Origin of the sequence: Pantoea sp. LMR881 (assembly GCF_027157825.1) — a bacterium.
Taxonomy (GTDB): Bacteria; Pseudomonadota; Gammaproteobacteria; order Enterobacterales; family Enterobacteriaceae; genus Pantoea; species Pantoea haifensis.
In genome coordinates, this window is the sequence record NZ_JAPVOK010000002.1 from 1,316,513 (window position 1) to 1,333,696 (window position 17,184).

A 17,184-nucleotide genomic window follows, 5' to 3' on the forward strand; every position below is an offset into this window, starting at 1 on the left:
GTGGCTGTATTCAGTTTCATGGATGTTGATCCTGCAAGGGTAGTTTTTAGCGACTTTCAACGTGTTAATCCCGTTTTTCTGCCACCTCTGCCAGCTTTTTGACTTCCTGCAGACGGATCAGATAGTTTTCGAGGCGCAAAAGTAATGCCTCAAAAAACGGCTCAAGCGTATCCACGCATACCGCCTCGTCACGGCACTGCGTTTCAAGGCAGAGGCAGGCATCCGCCAGGGCATTCTGCCGGGCGCATCGTACGCTTCCTGCAATACGTGCGCCAGCTCAGCCACTTCCACGCGATGCTCTCGCAGGGTGAGTTGAGTAATCATGGCCAGATCCTCTTTCAACGTGGTGACCATCAGTTCAAGCATGTAGACATCCATCAGGTCAGAGACTTCCGGCTGCGCCTGCTCGTCAGCCTCCTGAGTTGCCGAGATAAACCCGTTGCTGGATTGATGCAGCGCCCGCGTCAGCCCATTAATAGAAAAAGGCTTAAACAGGCAGCTATTCATGCCCGCCTCTAAGCAGAGTTGCATCACTTCATGCATAGCACTGGCGGTAAAACCTATGATCCAGGCCCGTTTGCGGCCTTGCTCTTCTTCCGATTCACGCAAAATCCGCGTGAGCTGATAACCGTTCAGATTAGGCATGTTGCAGTCGGTGATAATGATATCGAATGCCTGTTTCTGCCATAAGTTGAGGGCTTCATAGCCATCAGCAGCCAGCTCCGCCTGCTGCCCAAGCCACTGTAGCTGGCGCGCCAGCAGCAGACGATCGAAATGGTGCGTCGTTATGCGCACCTGGCACCGAATCCTTTAACGGAGCATGCGCGCAAAATTGACTCACTTTTGGGGAAAGCGACACAAATACGACACAAGGGGGAAATCAGGTGGGATTGAAACTTGCGTAAATCATTGAAAGATAATGGCACGCCCTACAGGATTCGAACCTGTGACCTACGGCTTAGAAGGCCGGTGCTCTATCCAGCTGAGCTAAGGGCGCGTGGAGATGGCGTGGATTATACGGGCCGACCCGCCTGAGTCAACGTTTTTGGCCTTCACACAAGAATGGTTGCTGAAGTTTAAGACAATGTCAGCAATTCAAAACCTGACAGCACGGCGCGCTTCTGACAAAATAGCACCCTTCCCCGATTCAACACAATACAGTGGATTTCCTCTCTGATGGCAGCAAAAATTATTGACGGTAAAACGATTGCGCAGCAGGTGCGTCTTGAGGTTGCGGAAAAAGTAAGGCAGCGTCTGGCAGTCGGTAAACGTGCACCCGGTCTGGCAGTCGTTCTGGTCGGCGAAAACCCTGCATCGCAAATCTATGTCGGCAGCAAACGCCGCGCCTGCGAAGAAGTAGGTTTTACTTCCCGCTCTTACGATCTCCCCGCTACCACCAGCGAAGCCGAGTTGCTACAGCTGATTGATGAACTGAATGACGACCACGAAATTGATGGCATCCTGGTACAACTGCCGCTGCCAGCAGGTATCGACAACGTCAAAGTGCTGGAACGTATTACCCCCACCAAAGATGTTGATGGTTTTCATCCTTACAACGTGGGTCGCCTGTGTCAGCGTGCACCAAAACTGCGTCCCTGTACGCCACGCGGTATCGTTACGCTGCTGGAACGCTATAACATTGATACTTACGGCCTGAATGCCGTTGTGGTGGGCGCATCTAATATTGTAGGTCGTCCAATGAGCATGGAACTGCTGCTGGCGGGTTGCACCACCACCGTTACGCATCGCTTCACCAAAGATTTGCGCCATCACGTCGAGCACGCCGATCTGCTGGTGGTTGCTGTTGGTAAGCCTGGCTTTATTCCAGGCGACTGGATCAAACCGGGCGCCATCGTGATTGATGTGGGCATCAACCGTTTAGAGAGTGGCAAAGTGGTCGGCGATGTTGATTTCGAAGCGGCCTCAGAACGTGCTTCCTTTATCACGCCGGTGCCTGGCGGTGTAGGCCCAATGACCGTTGCTACCCTGATTCAGAACACGCTGCAGGCTTGTGAAGAATATCACGACGGAGGAAAGGCATAATGGCAAACTTCTCCCTGGGGAAATTCCCGCACGTCGATCTGTGTGATTTGCTTAAACTGGAAGGCTGGGTAGAAAGCGGAGCACAGGCTAAAGTCGTCATTGCTGATGGCGAAGTGCGCGTTGATGGTGAAGTCGAAACCCGTAAACGCTGCAAAATCTTTCCAGGGCAAACCGTTGAGTTTGCAGGTCAACGCGTCACTGTCATTGCTTGATTTTTGCAAACTAATCTTTAATACAGTGACCAGTTCTGGCACAGGTTGACACTTTTATGCCTTTAAAACGCCTGATGCACTGCATCAGGCGTTTTGTCCTTTAGCGACAGATGTGGCCGCTGACTGTTATAGATCTTCACTGGTTCATCCACCACTTTCGCGACTGCTCAGGGTCTGCCGGACGCGTCAGCAGGAACTCATTTTTTAAGTATCCCGTTTACTCTTTCCGCAAGTGAATTCTGATAACAGGGGTAGCCGTCCGTCATTGAGCAGATAAGACCGTGCTTTTCGTGCACCGACTGGAACATTTCCCCTTTTTCGACCTGCTCCACAACAGACAGCTTAAAGGACAAAGGATAATCACGCTGGGTGCGTTTAACATACTGTTTCATCACATTCTCCTTAAAGCCTCTGGAAAATGTGTCAACGCAGGTCACAGCCATTAAAAAGGGCGATGACTCGCCCTTTTTATTTTATTTGCGTCGCCAGGTTGATCCCTGGGGCCGTCTTCAACGATAACGCCAAGCTCATTCAGCTTATCGCGGGCGATATCAGCTTGCGCCCATTCTTTTGCTGCACGCGCTTCGGCACGCGTTTTAACCCAGTGTTCGATCTCTGCGACTTCATCATCGTTGACCTGCGCACCGCTTTGCAGGAACTGCTCAGGGTCCTGTTGCAGAATGCCCAGCACGTTGGCGATCTCACGCAGGCTGGCGGCCAGCGCGTTCGCCGATGCGCTGTCTTCGCTTTTCAGTCGGTTCACTTCACGCGCCATGTCGAACAGGACGGAATAGGCTTCTGGTGTATTGAAGTCATCATCCATTGCCGCGCGGAAACGCGCATCGAATGCCTCACCGCCACCCGGGGCTACGCGGCTGTCAGTATGGCGCAATGCAGTATAAAGGCGTTCTAATGCTGCTCGCGCCTGGTTCAGGTTATCTTCGCCATAGTTAAGCTGGCTGCGATAGTGGCCTGACATCAGGAAGTAACGCACGGTTTCAGCGTCGTAATGCTGCAATACGTCCCGCACGGTAAAGAAATTGCCGAGTGATTTAGACATTTTCTCGCGATCGACCATCACCATGCCGGAGTGCATCCAGTAATTCACGTAGGGGCCGTCGTGCGCACAGCCTGACTGGGCAATTTCGTTTTCATGGTGCGGAAACATCAGGTCCGAGCCGCCGCCATGAATATCAAAATGCTCACCGAGCTGCTTGCAGTTCATTGCAGAACACTCAATGTGCCAGCCCGGGCGCCCCTTGCCCCACGGCGAAGGCCAGGCGGGTTCATCCGCTTTAGACATTTTCCACAGCACGAAATCCATTGGATTGCGCTTCACTTCTGCCACTTCAACGCGGGCGCCCGCCTGTAGCTGCTCAAGATCCTGACGTGACAACATGCCATAATCCGTATCGCTCATGACATCAAACATCACGTCGCCATTCTCTGCGACATAAGCATGACCACGCGCAATCAGCTTTTCGACCAGCGCAATAATCTCCGCAATATGGCGCGTCGCACGTGGCTCTGCATCCGGCGGTAAAATGCCGAGTGCGGCAAAATCTTTATGCATTTCGGTAATCATGCGATTAGTCAGCGTTTCAATGCTTTCACCATTTTCATTGGCGCGCTTGATAATTTTGTCATCAATGTCGGTAATATTGCGCACATAATTAAGTTCATACCCGACATAGCGTAAGTAACGTGAAACGACATCAAATGCGACAAACGTTCGCCCATGACCAATGTGACAGAGGTCATACACCGTGATGCCGCAAACATACATACCGATTTTACCGGCATGAATGGGTTTGAATTCCTCTTTCTGTCGACTCAGGGTGTTATAAATCTTAAGCATTGAACGTTTCCGTATTGACGTGTGCGACTGGCACTTTTTGGTTAGCCCGATATTGTGCCGTATTTTTAACGCTCGCGCGACGCAAAGCAAGCCAACTGCGCCGCCTTGCTGACGCGTCAGCGGAAATTATGTTATAAGAAGCGTCGAGAAAAATGGCCGCGTGATCAAATGACGTAGCCTTAGCGACTGATGACCACCTTTACAGGACAACAAAAATGGTAACTTTCCAGACGAACCATGGCGATATCGTGATCAAAACCTTCGATGACAAAGCGCCGGCAACCGTACAGAACTTTCTGGATTATTGCCGTGAAGGTTTCTACGACAATACCATTTTCCACCGCGTTATTAATGGCTTTATGATTCAGGGCGGCGGCTTTGAGCCTGGCATGAAACAAAAAGCCACCCGGGAAGAGATTCGTAACGAAGCCAACAACGGTCTGAAAAATACCCGTGGCACGCTGGCAATGGCGCGTACTTCTGCTCCACACTCAGCCACTGCGCAGTTTTTCATTAACGTAGCAGACAACGACTTCCTGAACTTCCGTGACGAAAGCCTGCAAGGCTGGGGTTACTGTGTGTTTGCCGAAGTGGTTGAAGGCATGGATGTCGTTGAAAAAATCAAAGCGGTTTCAACGGGCCGCAGCGGCATGCATCAGGATGTGCCAAAAGATGACGTTATCATTCAGAAAGTGACCGTCAGCGAGTAATGTCGCGCACGCTGTTTATCGCAGATCTCCATCTGTGTCAGGAAGAACCGGCGATTACCGCCGGTTTTCTGCACTTTTTACAGCGCGAAGCGCCACACTGTGACGCGCTCTATATTCTCGGCGACCTGTTTGAAGCCTGGATTGGCGATGACGATCCCAACCCGCTGCATCAACAAATCGCTGCTGCCCTGCGCGCCCTGCCAGTGCCGGTCTATTTTATCCACGGCAACCGTGATTTCCTGCTTGGTCGCCGGTTTGCGCATGCCAGCGGCATGACATTACTGCCAGAAGAGCAGGTGCTGGAACATTATGGCCACCGACTGCTGATTATGCATGGCGATACGTTATGTACTGACGATCAGGGTTATCAACGCTTTCGGACTAAAGTGCATCAACCCTGGATCCAGCGGCTATTTCTGGCTCTGCCCCTGTTTATTCGCAAACGTATTGCGGCACGTATGCGCGCCGACAGTAAACAGGCGAATCAGCATAAGTCACTCACCATTATGGATGTGAATCAACAGGCCGTTGAAGAAGCTATGCTGCGCCAGCAGGTAAATCTGCTCATTCATGGGCATACGCACCGTCCGGCAATTCATTGCCTGACGCTAAACAATCAGCCTGCCCAACGGGCAGTATTAGGTGCCTGGCACAGCCGTGGTTCGATGCTTCAACTGGACGTCAGTGGGATCCAGCTGATCGATTTCGACTTTTAAAAAATGGATTGAACAGGCCCATTTTCACGCGACGCAACCGTTTTCCTTGCGCTCTTCTCATGCTATTCTCTGTGCCCTTCAAAACCTGTCCGTCCGGTCAGGAGTGTTTGTTCATTCACAGGAGTTGACCGCATGTCATCCAACGCCGCCCCGGCCCGCATTGCTATTGTTATGGGTTCCAAAAGTGACTGGTCCACCATGCAGTTCGCTGCGGAAATCCTTACCAGCCTGGACGTGCCCTTCCATGTCGAAGTGGTCTCAGCGCACCGCACGCCCGATAAACTGTTCAGCTTTGCCGAAACAGCAGCCGACAGCGGTTTTCAGGTCATTATCGCTGGAGCGGGTGGCGCGGCACATCTGCCAGGCATGCTGGCTGCAAAAACCCTGGTTCCGGTGTTAGGTGTGCCCGTGCAGAGTGCCGCTCTGAGCGGTGTTGACAGCCTCTACTCAATTGTACAAATGCCGCGTGGTATTCCGGTTGGCACGCTGGCGATTGGTAAAGCGGGTGCTGCAAATGCGGGCTTGCTGGCTGCGCAGATCCTTGCCATTCATGACAGCGCACTGGCTTCACGCCTGGCTAACTGGCGTCAGACACAAACTGACGAGGTGCTGAATAACCCGGATCCGCGGGAGGAAGCATGAAGCCGGTTTGCGTATTAGGTAATGGTCAACTGGGCCGTATGCTGCGTCAGGCAGGCGAGCCGCTGGGTATCGCTGTTTATCCGGTCGGCCTGGAAGCTAATCCCGATGCGCTTCCCATTGCCGGAAGCGTGATTACTGCGGAGATTGAACGCTGGCCTGAAACAGCATTAACCCGCGAGCTGGCGCGTCATCCGGCATTTGTAAACCGCGATATTTTCCCGCGCCTGGCCGATCGCCTGACGCAAAAGCAGTTGCTTGATCAGCTCAACCTTGCCACCGCGCCGTGGCAGTTGCTGTCAGATAAAAATGAATGGCCAACCCTCTTTAATACCCTGGGCGAGCTGGCAATCGTCAAGCGCCGCACCGGCGGCTATGATGGTCGGGGTCAGTGGCGTTTGCGCGCCAGTGATATCGATACGCTGCCGGAAGATTGCTATGGTGAATGCATTGTTGAGCAAGGCATTAACTTTTCAGGCGAAGTGTCGTTGGTTGGTGCCCGTGGTCAGGATGGCAGCACGGTCTTTTATCCGCTGACGCACAATCTGCATCAGGATGGCATTCTGCGCACCAGCGTTGCTTTTCCGCAGGCTGATGCAGCGCAGCAGCAGCAGGCTGAAGCGATGCTTAACGCCATCATGCATGAGTTAAATTACGTTGGCGTGATGGCAATGGAGTGTTTTATCACCCCAGATGGTTTACTGATTAATGAGCTCGCGCCCCGCGTTCATAACAGCGGGCACTGGACGCAAAACGGCGCATCGGTCAGCCAGTTTGAACTCCACTTGCGTGCCATCCTCGGTCTGGCGCTGCCACAACCGGTAATCAATGCACCGTCAGTGATGATCAACCTGATCGGTACTGACGTAAATTACAGCTGGCTGGCGCAGCCACTGGTGCATTTGCACTGGTACGATAAAGAGGTACGTCCCGGACGTAAAGTTGGTCATCTGAACTTAACCGACAGCAATCAGGAACGGTTGAAAGCCGCGCTTGCCGCTTTAGTGCCTCAGCTTCCGGCTGATTACGCCAGTGGTATCACATGGGCCGTTGAGAAGCTGTAAGATTGTACCTTCGGTGCTCCCCGCCAGTGGGGAGCACCAGACCGCACAGCCTTACGCCGCGTCGAACTGCCTGAACAATGCGTTACCCTTGAGTAAGCGCACTCCCAGCCAGCCGCCACACAAGGACAACAGCAGCGCACCACCCAGCGGCAAGGCCAGCCATAGCGTCCAGTCAGGCTGCCACGGAAAGTCAAAAATCTTGCGCTGGAGTGCCCATAGCGCCGCTTCCGCACCCAGTGCCGCCGCGATACCAGAAACCACGCCCAGTAAGACGAATTCACACCACAATGTAGTACGCACCAGGCGTTTGCCGGCTCCCAGCGTGCGATATACCACCAGCTCCTGTCGGCGTTGTCGCATACCCACCTGAATTTGCGCCATCAGCAGCAGCAATCCACATGCGGTGACCAGCACCACCATAATCTCCAGCGCCTGGCTGACTTGCGCCAGCACCTGACCTATCTGGCGCATGATGCTGCCAATGTCTAACAGGCTTAGCGTTGGAAACTGGCGATTAAGCTGTGCCAGCAGCGCCGGATTATTATCCATACGGAAGCTGGTCAGCCAGGTTTGCGGCTGAGCATCCAGCGCGCCCGGTGGAAAATAAAAAAGAAATTGGGCCGCAGGCTTTCCCAGTCCACTTTACGCAGGCTGGTTATTCTGGCGCTAAATTTCTGCGTATCGCCATCAAATGTCAGCGTATCGCCGAGCTTAACGCCTAAGCGATCCGCCAGCTCTACCTCCATCGACACCTCTCCCGCTTTTGGTGGCCAGCTTCCGGCAACCAGCGGATTGTGCTCAGGTCGCTCTGCCAGTGAAGTAAGATTAAGTTCGCGATTCAACGCATTATCCAGTCGGGGATCGGCCTCTTTGCCGTTAAGTTCGCTTAACCGCACGCGAGCAATGGGATAAAACGTTTCCGCTTTTACCTGATGAGCCTGAAGAAAATCACGCACCTGCGGCACCTGATCTTCCGTCATGTTCAAAAGGAAAAAGTTTGGACTGTCGGCAGGTAGCTGCTGTTGCCAGCGATCCAGTAAATCACCCCGCATCACCAGCAGCAGCGCCAGTAACATAAAGGACAGTGAAAAAGCTGAGAGTTGGCTGAGCGTCATGCCAGGCTGACGCAGCAAACGATTGATTGCCAGTCGTAGCGCCAGGTTACGCACGACTAATCGCCTGAGCAGCAGCAGTGTTCCCCAGCCAAGCAGTGCCAGCAGCGCCGCCAGTACCACGACGCCTGCCAGTAACGCCCACAGCATTTTACTGCCGCCCACTAACAGTGCCAGCATGACCACCACCAGCATGCCCATCACCGGAAGATACATTTTCAACGGCCATACATTAGCTACCGCGTCGCGCCGAAGAACGCGAAGCGGCTGCGTTGCCAGCAACACGCGGTAAGGACGCAATCCCACCAGCAATGAAATCACAAATAAAGAGCCTATTGCCCAAAGCCATGGCCACAAACTGGCTGCGGGTAAGGTGGCTGGAAGCACCGGTTTTAGCATTGTCATGAGGAGTGCTTCCACACCCTGTCCGACGATGCTGCCGCAGATCGCAGCCAGCAATAACACCGCCAGCCACTGACCAATGATCAGCTTTTGCAACGCAGCGCGCGTCGCGCCTAATGTTTTAAGCACGGCAACCAGATCATATCGGCTGCGGCAATAGTGACTCATGGCGACCGCTACGGCGGCAATCGCCAGCATCAACGTCAGGAGCGCCGACAGCAGCAGGAACTGCTGAGCACGCTGCATAGAACGTCCCAGTGCATCTTCGGCATTTTCAATGCTAATCCAGCGTTGATCGGCTTTTAGCTGTGGCTGAATCCAGCTGTCGTAACGCGCCAGCTGGTCGGGATTACCGGAAAACTTGTAACGCCAGGTTAGCCGACTGCCCGGCTGAATCGCCCCGGTTTTATCTGCATCCGCGAGGTTAATCAACAATCGCGGCGCCATCTGGAACGGGTTAAATCCACCGTCCGGTTCCTGAATCACTTCACCGGCAATGCGTAATGTCGTGTCACCCACATCAAGCCGATCGCCTACCCTGAGCTTCAGCAACGCCATTAATCGTGGTGCTGCCAGCGCCGATCCTTCTACAGGTTTCAGGCCCGGCGGATTGGTTTGCAGATCGCCAAACATCGGATAGCTGTTATCTACTGCTTTGACCGAGGCCAGCTGCGGCGACTCTTCAGCAAAGGTCATGGTCATAAAATTGAGTTGGCTGCTAACCGATAATCCCTCCTGACGCGCTTTTGCCAGCCAGCTCTCTGGCACGGCACTGCTGCTGCGTAAGGTGCGATCGCCTGCCATAAAGTCCCGGCTCTGCTGGCTAAGCCCTTTTTCCATCCGATCGCTGATTGAGCCAAGCGCCAGCACGCAGGCCACTGCCAGCGTGAGTGCCAGCCAGACAATCAGTAGCGAGGGCGAACGCCACTCGCGCCAAAACCAGCGCCAGATCATTGATCCTCCCACAGTTTGCCGTCACGTAAACGCAAACGTCGATCGCAACGTGCCGCCAGTTGCTCATCATGCGTTACCAGAATCAACGTCGTGGCGTAATCGCGATTAAGTGAGAACAGCAGATCGGCAATACGATCGCCGGTTTTACGGTCTAAATTTCCGGTCGGTTCGTCTGCAAACAGCAAACCGGGCCGGCCATTAAACGCGCGAGCCAGTGCCACGCGCTGTTGCTCACCACCTGAAAGCTGCGCCGGAAGATGATGCAGACGCTCGCCCAGGCCGAGTTGACTGAGTAAGTCGCGCGCCTGAGCACGACTCTGGCGGTCGCTGTCACCGCGCAGCAGCGCAGGAAGTTGTACGTTTTCCTGGGCATTGAGCGTTGGCACCAGCATAAACGATTGAAAAACAAAGCCGACCTGCTGCGCACGCAGCGCAGCACGCTGCTCCTCATTCATCTGATGTAATGGCTGCCCCAGCAGATGCACCTCACCACTACTGCCATCATCAAGACCAGCCAGAATGCCTAACAACGTCGATTTACCTGAACCCGACTCACCAATTAGCGCGATGGTTTCAGCCGGTTTGACAACTAACTCAACTCCGGTAAGGATGGTTAACTGATGCTCTCCCTGACCGACGGACTTAGTAAGATGATGAACTTCAACAACGTTTTCCGCTGGCATTATCCCTTCCTGTTTTTGTGTCTTCTGCTGGTGTCTCGGCTTGCGGCGGCTGACACCCTAATGGTGCTAGGCGACAGTCTCAGTGCCGGTTACCGTATGTCAGCTTCCGCTGCCTGGCCCAGCCTGCTAAATAAACAGTGGCAACAGCAACCCAAAGTTATCAATGCCAGTATTAGCGGCGATACTGCCGCACAAGGACTGGCACGTTTACCCGCGCTATTAAAACAGCATCAACCACAATGGGTGTTAATCGAATTGGGCGGTAACGATGGTCTGCGCGGCTTTCCGCCAGATGATATTGCGCGAAACCTGCGCAAAGTCATTGACGATGTGAAAGCTGCCAACGCTAAACCCCTGTTGATGCAAATTCGTTTACCGCCCAATTATGGACGTCGTTACACCGAAGCGTTTAGCGGCATCTATCCCGATCTGGCACAACAGTACGACATTCCTCTGGTACCCTTTTTCATGGAGCAAATTTACCTGAAACCTGAGTGGATGCAGCAGGATGGCATTCACCCCAATCCTGATGCTCAACCTTTTATCGCCAGCTTAATGGCGAAAGAGCTTGCTCCATTAGTTAAGCAGCAGTAGCGGTAATAAGCGCGAATACAGGCAAATAAATGCAAAAAACCGTTTTAATCACCGGCTGCTCCAGCGGCATCGGTTTGGTCGCAGCGAACGATTTACTCGCTCGGGGTTACAAAGTCATTGCAGCCTGCCGTAAAACAGAAGACGTTGCGCGTATGAACGCCTCTGGCTTTATTGGCCTGCAACTGGATCTTGACGATCCTGTCAGCATCGATCGTGCCGCTGACAAGGTCATCGAAATCACAGGAAATACGCTGTTTGGCTTGTTCAATAATGGCGGATTTGGCCTGTATGGTCCTTTACATACGCTTTCACGTCAGCAGTTAGAACAGCAATTTTCCACTAATTTTTTTGGTGTACATCAGCTCACTATGCGCTTGCTTCCAGCACTGCAAGCCAGCGGCCAGGGCCGTATCATCAATACCAGTTCGGTGTTGGGCCTGGTCTCTACGCCGGGGCGCGGTGCGTATGCTGCCAGTAAATATGCGCTGGAAGCGTGGAGCGATGCGCTACGCTTAGAGGTTTATCCCTCCGGCGTACGGGTGAGTCTGATTGAGCCCGGCCCGATTAAAACGCGATTCACTGACAACGTTACGCAAGGGGAGCAGGATAAACCGGTGCGCAATCCGGGTATTGCCGCTCGCTTTACTCTGCCGCCGGAGGCCATTCTGCCTAAATTACGTCACGCTTTGGAGAGTAAACATCCGCGTTTACGCTATCCGGTGACGCTTGTCGCACAGGTTATGAGCCTGATGAAACGCGTGCTGCCGGGCTGGATGATGGATCGCATTTTGCGCAGTCATTAATCACTCAGCCCAAAATCAACTTGAAGCGCGGTCCGTCGGCCCCATATTGTTAAAACACTTTCTGCAAAGAGACTTATTCATGTCACCACAAGCTTCGATTATCGACATCAACGAATCCAATCTGCATCAGACTCTTGAGCAGTCGATGCAGCTGCCGGTGCTGTTCTACTTCTGGTCTGAGCGCAGCCAGCATTGTCAGCAACTGACGCCGCTGCTGGAGCGTCTGGCGCAGGAGTATGCAGGTCAGTTCATCCTTGCCAAACTGGATTGCGATAAAGAGCAAATGGTGGCGTCGCAGTTTGGACTGCGTTCAATTCCAACCGTTTACCTGTTCCAGAACGGACAACCCGTTGATGGCTTCCAGGGACCGCAGCCAGAAGAGGCGATTCGCGCCTTGCTGGAAAAAGTGCTGCCGCGTGAAGAAGAATTAAAAGCGCAGCAAGCTATCGCACTGATTGAAGAAGGCAAACCGCTCGACGCGCTACCGCTGCTCAAAGAGGCGTGGCAACTCAGTAATCAGTCGAGTGAAATTGGTTTTCTGCTGGCCGAGATTTTGATTACTCTGAATCGCAGCGATGAAGCGGAAACCGTGCTGAATGTGGTGCCATTGCAGGATCAGGATACCCGCTATCAAAGCCTGATGGCGCAGATCGATCTGCTAAAACAGGCCGCTGATACGCCGGAGATCCAGCAGTTACAATCTCAGCTTGAAAGCGACCCCGCGAACGCTGAACTGGCTGCTAAACTGTCGTTACAGCTGCATCAGGTTGGCCGCAACGAAGAAGCACTGGAACTCTTGTTTAGCTTCCTCAAAACCGATTTGAACGCTGCTGACGGTCAGGCGCGGAAAATGCTGCAAGAGATTTTGGCTGCGTTAGGTACCGGCGATGCGCTCGCTGCACGCTATCGTCGCCAGCTTTACTCGCTGCTTTACTGAGTAGGCGACAACGGGCCGAAGCGACTCGGCCCGTCAATCTGACAACCTGGAGGTTATATGTTGACTGTTATTCCCGCTCTTATCGTGCTGGCGCTCGTTACCGTGTGGGCGGGTGTCAAAATTGTGCCGCAAGGCTACCAGTGGACAGTGGAGCGTTTCGGTCGTTATACCCGAACACTGCAACCTGGTTTGAGTCTGGTCGTGCCGTTCATGGATCGTGTTGGTCGTAAAATCAATATGATGGAACGAGTGCTGGACATCCCCTCGCAAGAAATTATCTCTAAAGACAACGCTAATGTGACCATTGATGCAGTCTGTTTCATTCAGGCTGTCGATCCCGCGCGCGCGGCTTACGAAGTCAGTAACCTTGAACTGGCGATCATCAATTTAACCATGACCAACATGCGCACCGTATTAGGCAGCATGGAGCTGGATGAGATGTTGTCGCAACGTGACAGCATCAACACGCGTTTATTGCATATCGTCGATGAGGCAACGAATCCGTGGGGGGGTAAAAATCACTCGCATCGAAATTCGCGATGTGCGACCGCCTCAGGAGTTGATTGGCGCAATGAATGCGCAGATGAAAGCGGAACGGACTAAACGCGCCGATATTCTGACGGCGGAAGGCATACGTCAGGCGGCCATTCTCCGCGCCGAAGGGGAAAAACAGTCCCAGATTCTCAAAGCGGAAGGTGAACGTACCGCTGCTTTTCTCCATGCTGAAGCGCGTGAACGCCAGGCTGAAGCTGAAGCGCAGGCCACAAAAATGGTTTCTGAAGCCATTGCTGCCGGTGATATCCAGGCCGTGAACTATTTTGTTGCACAGAAATATACCGACGCACTGCAGAAAATTGGCGAGGCGAATAACAGTAAAGTGGTCATGATGCCGCTTGATGCCAGCAGCCTGCTAGGTTCCGTTGCCGGAATCAGCGAGTTGCTGAAAGATTCACGTCCAGAGTCGAAACGATAATGCTGCTCGATATTATTGCGCATCCGCACTGGTTCTGGCTGACGCTGGGCGGCCTGCTGCTGGCAGCCGAAATGTTGGGGACCAGCGGGTATTTATTGTGGAGCGGTCTGGCTGCAATCATGGTTGGGATCATCGAGTGGTTCGTCGCCTTCAGCTGGACTGCGCAGGGTTCAATGTTTGCTGTGCTGACGCTGGTGTGCGTGTTCTTTTGGTATCGCTGGATGCGTTATCGCGAAAGCCAACAGCAACCGAACTCACTGAATCAGCGTGGCAGCCAGATGATTGGTCTGCACTTAACACTCGATACCGCGCTGCATGACGGTATTGGCCATGTTCGTATTGGCGACAGTAGCTGGCGCGTACAGGCGGAGCAGGATTTACCGGCAGGAACGCAGGTCGAAGTCATTGGCGTTGAAGGCATTACTTTACGCATTCAGCCGCGTTTGTGATTCGCCGAATCGCAGCAGCCTGCCAGATTGTTGATGATGGGACACTCGGCGTTATCATCGCCTGGGCAAGCAGCAGCCAGCGTCAGTAAGCGCGCACGCATGGCGTGTAGTTCTTCTATGTGCGCTGCAATTTCATCCGCTTTTTGTAGGGTGCGTGCTTTAACATCTGCACTATGACGGGCAGGATCGTTGAATAACGTAACCAGTTCGCGGCACTCATCAAGCGTGAATCCTACCTGCCGCGCCTGGCGCAGCAGATTGAGTTCTTCAATATGATGCGGATTGTAACTGCGGTAGCCATTTTCACTGCGCAGCGGCGGCGTCACAACGCCCTTCTCTTCGTAAAAACGAATCGCTTTACTGGTGAGGCCGGTCTTTTTCGCCACATCACTGATATTCATTTTGTCTCCTTGACCTTCCCCTTGATGGAAGGTTTAACCTTTATCATGAATCGAAAATGACCACGGGGTCAAATGGCAAAAAAGAAGGAGTTAACCATGTCACAGACTATTTCTCTGGCGCTGGATGGATTGTCTTGCGGCCATTGCGTTAAACGTGTGAAAGAGGCGCTGGAACAGCGCGCCGATGTCGAACAAGCAGAGGTCTCGCAGCAGCAAGCGCAGGTTACCGGCAGTGCTGATGTCGCCGCGCTGATCGCGACGGTGGAACAAGCGGGCTATCACGCGACGCTGAAAACGGATAGCAGTTACCCAAAGTCTGAGCCGTTGACAGCAGCAGAGCCGCCGCCGGAGGCGCTGACAACGGAGTTCTCTTCCCAACCGGCAGACCGTTCGCTTCCGGCGCATTTCTTGTTGATTGATGGCATGAGCTGCGCCAGTTGCGTCAGCCGGGTCGAGAACGCTTTGCAGCAGGTTAGCGGCGTTAGCCAGGCGCGTGTCAATCTCGGTGAGCGCAGCGCGCTGGTATTAGGTGATGTCGCACCACAGCAGCTCGTCGCCGCCGTTGATGCGGCGGGTTATGGTGCACAAGTTGTTGAAGATGAGCAGGAGCGCCGCGAGAAACAGCAAAACAGCGCCCGGAAAGCGATGCGGCGCTTTACGTGGCAGGCTGCTGTTGCGTTAATATTCGGCTTGCCTCTGATGATTTGGGGCATGCTGGGCGATAACATGATGCTGTCTTCTGCTAACCATACGCTCTGGCTGGTGCTTGGCATCATCACTTTGCTGATAATGATGGTTACCGGCAATCATTTCTACCGCAGTGCCTGGCGCAGCCTGCTAAACGGCAGCGCCACTATGGATACGTTAGTCGCGCTGGGTACAGCCGCCGCCTGGATTTACTCTTTTAGCGTGGTGTTGTGGCCAGATTTTTTCCCTATGCAGGCACGACATCTCTATTTTGAAGCCAGCGTGATGATTATTGGCCTGATTAATCTTGGGCACGCGCTGGAGCAACGCGCCCGTCAACGCTCGTCAAAAGCCCTGGAGCGTCTGCTGGATCTGACTCCCGCACAGGCTCGGGTAATAACCGATGACGGCGAATCACTCATCCCCGTTAGCGCAGTACAACCCGGCATGACAGTGCGGCTGGCAACGGGCGATCGCGTTCCGGTTGATGGCAAAATTCAGGAAGGTGAAGCCTGGTTAGATGAAGCGATGTTAACAGGCGAAGCCGTGCCACAAAGCAAAACCGCAGGCGATATGCTTTATGCTGGCACGCTGTTACAGGATGGCGCAGTGCGTTTTGTCGCCAGCGCCACGGGCAATCACACTACGCTGTCACGGATTATTCAGCTGGTGCGCCAGGCGCAAAGCAGCAAACCGGATGTGGGCCGCCTGGCCGATCGGATCTCATCAATATTCGTGCCGGTGGTGGTCGCTATTGCGCTACTAAGCGGGTTAATCTGGTATCTGTTTGGACCGCAACCGCAAATTGCTTATACGCTGGTTATTGCGACTACGGTGCTAATCATTGCCTGCCCCTGCGCACTGGGTTTAGCCACGCCAATGTCGATCATTGCCGGTGTGGGCCGCGCTGCTGAACTGGGCGTGCTGGTGCGTGACGCGGATGCGTTACAGCGTGCCAGTAAAATTGACACCATCGTATTTGATAAAACCGGCACGTTAACCACAGGATCGCCGCAGGTAAGCGAGGTGGTTGCCTGGCATAACCGCGATCGTCGTAGCATTTTGCACATCGCCGCCGCACTGGAACAATCGTCTAACCATCCGCTGGCAAAAGCGATTGTGGCCGAGTCGGGAAACGCTAAACAGCCTGACGTTGAGCAATTTCGTACAATACGTGGTAAAGGCGTCAGCGGTACACTCAACAGCAGAGACGTCGTGCTGGGCAATGTAGCACTGATGAACGATCAGTGCATTGATTGCCAGCCGGCCCTTAACGATATTGATCGCTTGACGCAGCAGGGTGCGACGCCTGTGTTGCTGGCAGAAGAAGGCCAGTTGATCGGTTTGATTGCCTTACGTGACACGCTACGCACCGAAAGCCGTAATGCACTCCAGCGCCTGCATCAGGATGGTTTCCGCCTGATTATGCTAACCGGTGACCACGAAAACACGGCGCGCGCCATCGCAGCTGAAGCGGGTATTGATGACGTGATCGCCGGCGTACTGCCAGAGGGAAAAGCGGACGCGATTGCACGTCTTCAGCAGCAAGGACGGAAAGTGGCAATGGTCGGTGATGGCATTAATGATGCACCTGCCCTGGCGCAGGCTGATGTGGGCATCGCTATGGGCGGGGGCAGCGATGTGGCCGTTGAGACAGCCGCGATCACGTTAATGCGCGCCGATTTAAACAGCATCGCGGATGCGCTGGCGATGTCATCCGCAACGATGAAGAATATTCGACAGAATCTGTTTGGGGCGTTTATCTATAACAGCGTTGGTATTCCTGTCGCGGCCGGTGTGCTTTACCCCTTAACGGGTACGTTACTCAGTCCGATTGTCGCGGGTGCAGCCATGGCGCTTTCATCAATTACCGTGGTGAGCAATGCTAACCGACTGCTGCGTTACCATCCACCGCGTCGGCAATAGCGGTTGCCATGCTGTTTTTAA

Annotated in this window: 14 protein-coding genes, 1 tRNA gene and 5 pseudogenes; 13 read left to right on the forward strand and 7 right to left on the reverse strand. The window is 53.7% G+C overall.

Annotated features, from left to right (window positions below):
* Positions 1-117 precede the first annotated feature (117 nt).
* On the reverse strand, positions 118-795 hold the full coding sequence (locus tag O3W44_RS08055; RefSeq protein ID WP_269292653.1) for a response regulator: 678 nt from the start codon (positions 793-795) through the stop codon (positions 118-120).
* Between O3W44_RS08055 and O3W44_RS08060 the strand changes: the two are divergent.
* A pseudogene (locus O3W44_RS08060) lies at positions 763-905 on the forward strand (integrase); the annotation flags it as partial. The gene O3W44_RS08055 and the pseudogene O3W44_RS08060 sit on opposite strands and share 33 nt — an antisense overlap.
* Before the next feature lie 15 nt (positions 906-920).
* On the opposite strand, the gene O3W44_RS08065 reads toward O3W44_RS08060, so the two are convergent.
* Positions 921-997: transfer RNA gene (locus O3W44_RS08065), tRNA-Arg, on the reverse strand.
* A 179-nt stretch (positions 998-1,176) separates the two neighbouring features.
* Between O3W44_RS08065 and folD the strand changes: the two genes are divergently transcribed.
* Both folD and ybcJ read left to right on the forward strand, forming a co-directional pair.
* On the forward strand, positions 1,177-2,043 hold the full coding sequence (folD, locus tag O3W44_RS08070) for a bifunctional methylenetetrahydrofolate dehydrogenase/methenyltetrahydrofolate cyclohydrolase FolD (RefSeq protein WP_269292654.1): 867 nt from the start codon (positions 1,177-1,179) through the stop codon (positions 2,041-2,043).
* Entirely contained in the window at positions 2,043-2,255 is a 213-nt protein-coding gene (gene ybcJ, locus O3W44_RS08075; protein ID WP_269292655.1) for a ribosome-associated protein YbcJ, read from the forward strand. Before folD ends, ybcJ begins: the two co-directional genes overlap by 1 nt.
* A gap of 62 nt (positions 2,256-2,317) precedes the next feature.
* Here the strand turns inward: ybcJ and O3W44_RS08080 are convergent.
* Positions 2,318-2,548, reverse strand: a pseudogene (locus tag O3W44_RS08080) (integrase core domain-containing protein); the annotation flags it as partial.
* Positions 2,549-2,728: 180 nt separating this feature from the next.
* Positions 2,729-4,113, reverse strand: a pseudogene (cysS, locus tag O3W44_RS08085) (cysteine--tRNA ligase).
* A 215-nt stretch (positions 4,114-4,328) separates the two neighbouring features.
* Between cysS and ppiB the strand changes: the two are divergent.
* The 4 genes from ppiB (at position 4,329) to purK (ending at position 7,242) form a co-directional block, all read left to right on the forward strand.
* On the forward strand, positions 4,329-4,823 hold the full coding sequence (gene ppiB / locus O3W44_RS08090; protein ID WP_269292656.1) for a peptidylprolyl isomerase B: 495 nt from the start codon (positions 4,329-4,331) through the stop codon (positions 4,821-4,823).
* Entirely contained in the window at positions 4,823-5,539 is a 717-nt protein-coding gene (locus O3W44_RS08095; protein ID WP_269292657.1) for a UDP-2,3-diacylglucosamine diphosphatase, read from the forward strand. Before ppiB ends, O3W44_RS08095 begins: the two co-directional genes overlap by 1 nt.
* Before the next feature lie 132 nt (positions 5,540-5,671).
* A complete protein-coding gene (gene purE, locus O3W44_RS08100; protein ID WP_269292658.1) occupies positions 5,672-6,181 on the forward strand; it encodes a 5-(carboxyamino)imidazole ribonucleotide mutase in 510 nt (169 codons plus the stop codon).
* Positions 6,178-7,242 carry a 5-(carboxyamino)imidazole ribonucleotide synthase gene (gene purK / locus O3W44_RS08105; RefSeq protein ID WP_269292659.1) on the forward strand — a complete coding sequence of 355 codons (1,065 nt, stop codon included), beginning with the start codon at positions 6,178-6,180 and terminating at the stop codon, positions 7,240-7,242. The genes purE and purK overlap by 4 nt, the downstream gene beginning before the upstream one ends.
* Positions 7,243-7,293: 51 nt before the next feature.
* Here purK and ybbP read toward each other — a convergent pair.
* A pseudogene (gene ybbP / locus O3W44_RS08110) lies at positions 7,294-9,710 on the reverse strand (putative ABC transporter permease subunit YbbP).
* The gene (gene ybbA, locus O3W44_RS08115; RefSeq protein ID WP_269292660.1) at positions 9,707-10,393 is read right to left on the reverse strand and encodes a putative ABC transporter ATP-binding protein YbbA; all 687 of its coding nucleotides are present in this window, start codon (positions 10,391-10,393) and stop codon (positions 9,707-9,709) included. Before ybbA ends, ybbP begins: the two are co-directional and overlap by 4 nt.
* On the opposite strand from ybbA, the gene tesA reads away from it, so the two are divergent.
* From tesA to O3W44_RS08140, 5 genes and pseudogenes are all read left to right on the forward strand, one after another.
* Entirely contained in the window at positions 10,361-10,987 is a 627-nt protein-coding gene (tesA, locus tag O3W44_RS08120; protein WP_269292661.1) for a multifunctional acyl-CoA thioesterase I/protease I/lysophospholipase L1, read from the forward strand. The two genes, ybbA and tesA, sit on opposite strands and share 33 nt — an antisense overlap.
* 29 nt (positions 10,988-11,016) lie before the next feature.
* Entirely contained in the window at positions 11,017-11,790 is a 774-nt protein-coding gene (locus tag O3W44_RS08125) for an SDR family oxidoreductase (protein ID WP_269292662.1), read from the forward strand.
* 79 nt (positions 11,791-11,869) lie between these two features.
* The gene (locus O3W44_RS08130) at positions 11,870-12,727 is read left to right on the forward strand and encodes a thioredoxin family protein (protein WP_269292663.1); all 858 of its coding nucleotides are present in this window, start codon (positions 11,870-11,872) and stop codon (positions 12,725-12,727) included.
* Positions 12,728-12,784: 57 nt separating this feature from the next.
* Positions 12,785-13,700 (forward strand): annotated as a pseudogene (locus O3W44_RS08135) (SPFH domain-containing protein).
* The gene (locus O3W44_RS08140; RefSeq protein ID WP_269292664.1) at positions 13,700-14,149 is read left to right on the forward strand and encodes an NfeD family protein; all 450 of its coding nucleotides are present in this window, start codon (positions 13,700-13,702) and stop codon (positions 14,147-14,149) included. Before O3W44_RS08135 ends, O3W44_RS08140 begins: the two are co-directional and overlap by 1 nt.
* Here O3W44_RS08140 and cueR read toward each other — a convergent pair.
* Entirely contained in the window at positions 14,134-14,550 is a 417-nt protein-coding gene (cueR, locus tag O3W44_RS08145) for a Cu(I)-responsive transcriptional regulator (RefSeq protein ID WP_269292665.1), read from the reverse strand. The two genes, O3W44_RS08140 and cueR, sit on opposite strands and share 16 nt — an antisense overlap.
* 96 nt (positions 14,551-14,646) lie before the next feature.
* Here cueR and copA point away from each other — a divergent pair, with 96 nt between their 5' ends.
* On the forward strand, positions 14,647-17,163 hold the full coding sequence (gene copA, locus O3W44_RS08150) for a copper-exporting P-type ATPase CopA (protein WP_269292666.1): 2,517 nt from the start codon (positions 14,647-14,649) through the stop codon (positions 17,161-17,163).
* Positions 17,164-17,184 lie beyond the last annotated feature (21 nt).

Coding starts and splice junctions, on each gene's coding strand:
- ppiB (WP_269292656.1), top strand. CDS start 4,329: ATGGTAACTTTCCAGACGAACCATGGCGATATCGTGATCAAAACCTTC.
- folD (WP_269292654.1), top strand. CDS start 1,177: ATGGCAGCAAAAATTATTGACGGTAAAACGATTGCGCAGCAGGTGCGT.
- O3W44_RS08140 (WP_269292664.1), top strand. CDS start 13,700: ATGCTGCTCGATATTATTGCGCATCCGCACTGGTTCTGGCTGACGCTG.
- O3W44_RS08125 (WP_269292662.1), top strand. CDS start 11,017: ATGCAAAAAACCGTTTTAATCACCGGCTGCTCCAGCGGCATCGGTTTG.
- ybbA (WP_269292660.1), bottom strand. CDS start 10,393: ATGCCAGCGGAAAACGTTGTTGAAGTTCATCATCTTACTAAGTCCGTC.
- tesA (WP_269292661.1), top strand. CDS start 10,361: ATGATGAACTTCAACAACGTTTTCCGCTGGCATTATCCCTTCCTGTTT.
- ybcJ (WP_269292655.1), top strand. CDS start 2,043: ATGGCAAACTTCTCCCTGGGGAAATTCCCGCACGTCGATCTGTGTGAT.
- O3W44_RS08095 (WP_269292657.1), top strand. CDS start 4,823: ATGTCGCGCACGCTGTTTATCGCAGATCTCCATCTGTGTCAGGAAGAA.
- purK (WP_269292659.1), top strand. CDS start 6,178: ATGAAGCCGGTTTGCGTATTAGGTAATGGTCAACTGGGCCGTATGCTG.
- cueR (WP_269292665.1), bottom strand. CDS start 14,550: ATGAATATCAGTGATGTGGCGAAAAAGACCGGCCTCACCAGTAAAGCG.
- O3W44_RS08130 (WP_269292663.1), top strand. CDS start 11,870: ATGTCACCACAAGCTTCGATTATCGACATCAACGAATCCAATCTGCAT.
- purE (WP_269292658.1), top strand. CDS start 5,672: ATGTCATCCAACGCCGCCCCGGCCCGCATTGCTATTGTTATGGGTTCC.
- copA (WP_269292666.1), top strand. CDS start 14,647: ATGTCACAGACTATTTCTCTGGCGCTGGATGGATTGTCTTGCGGCCAT.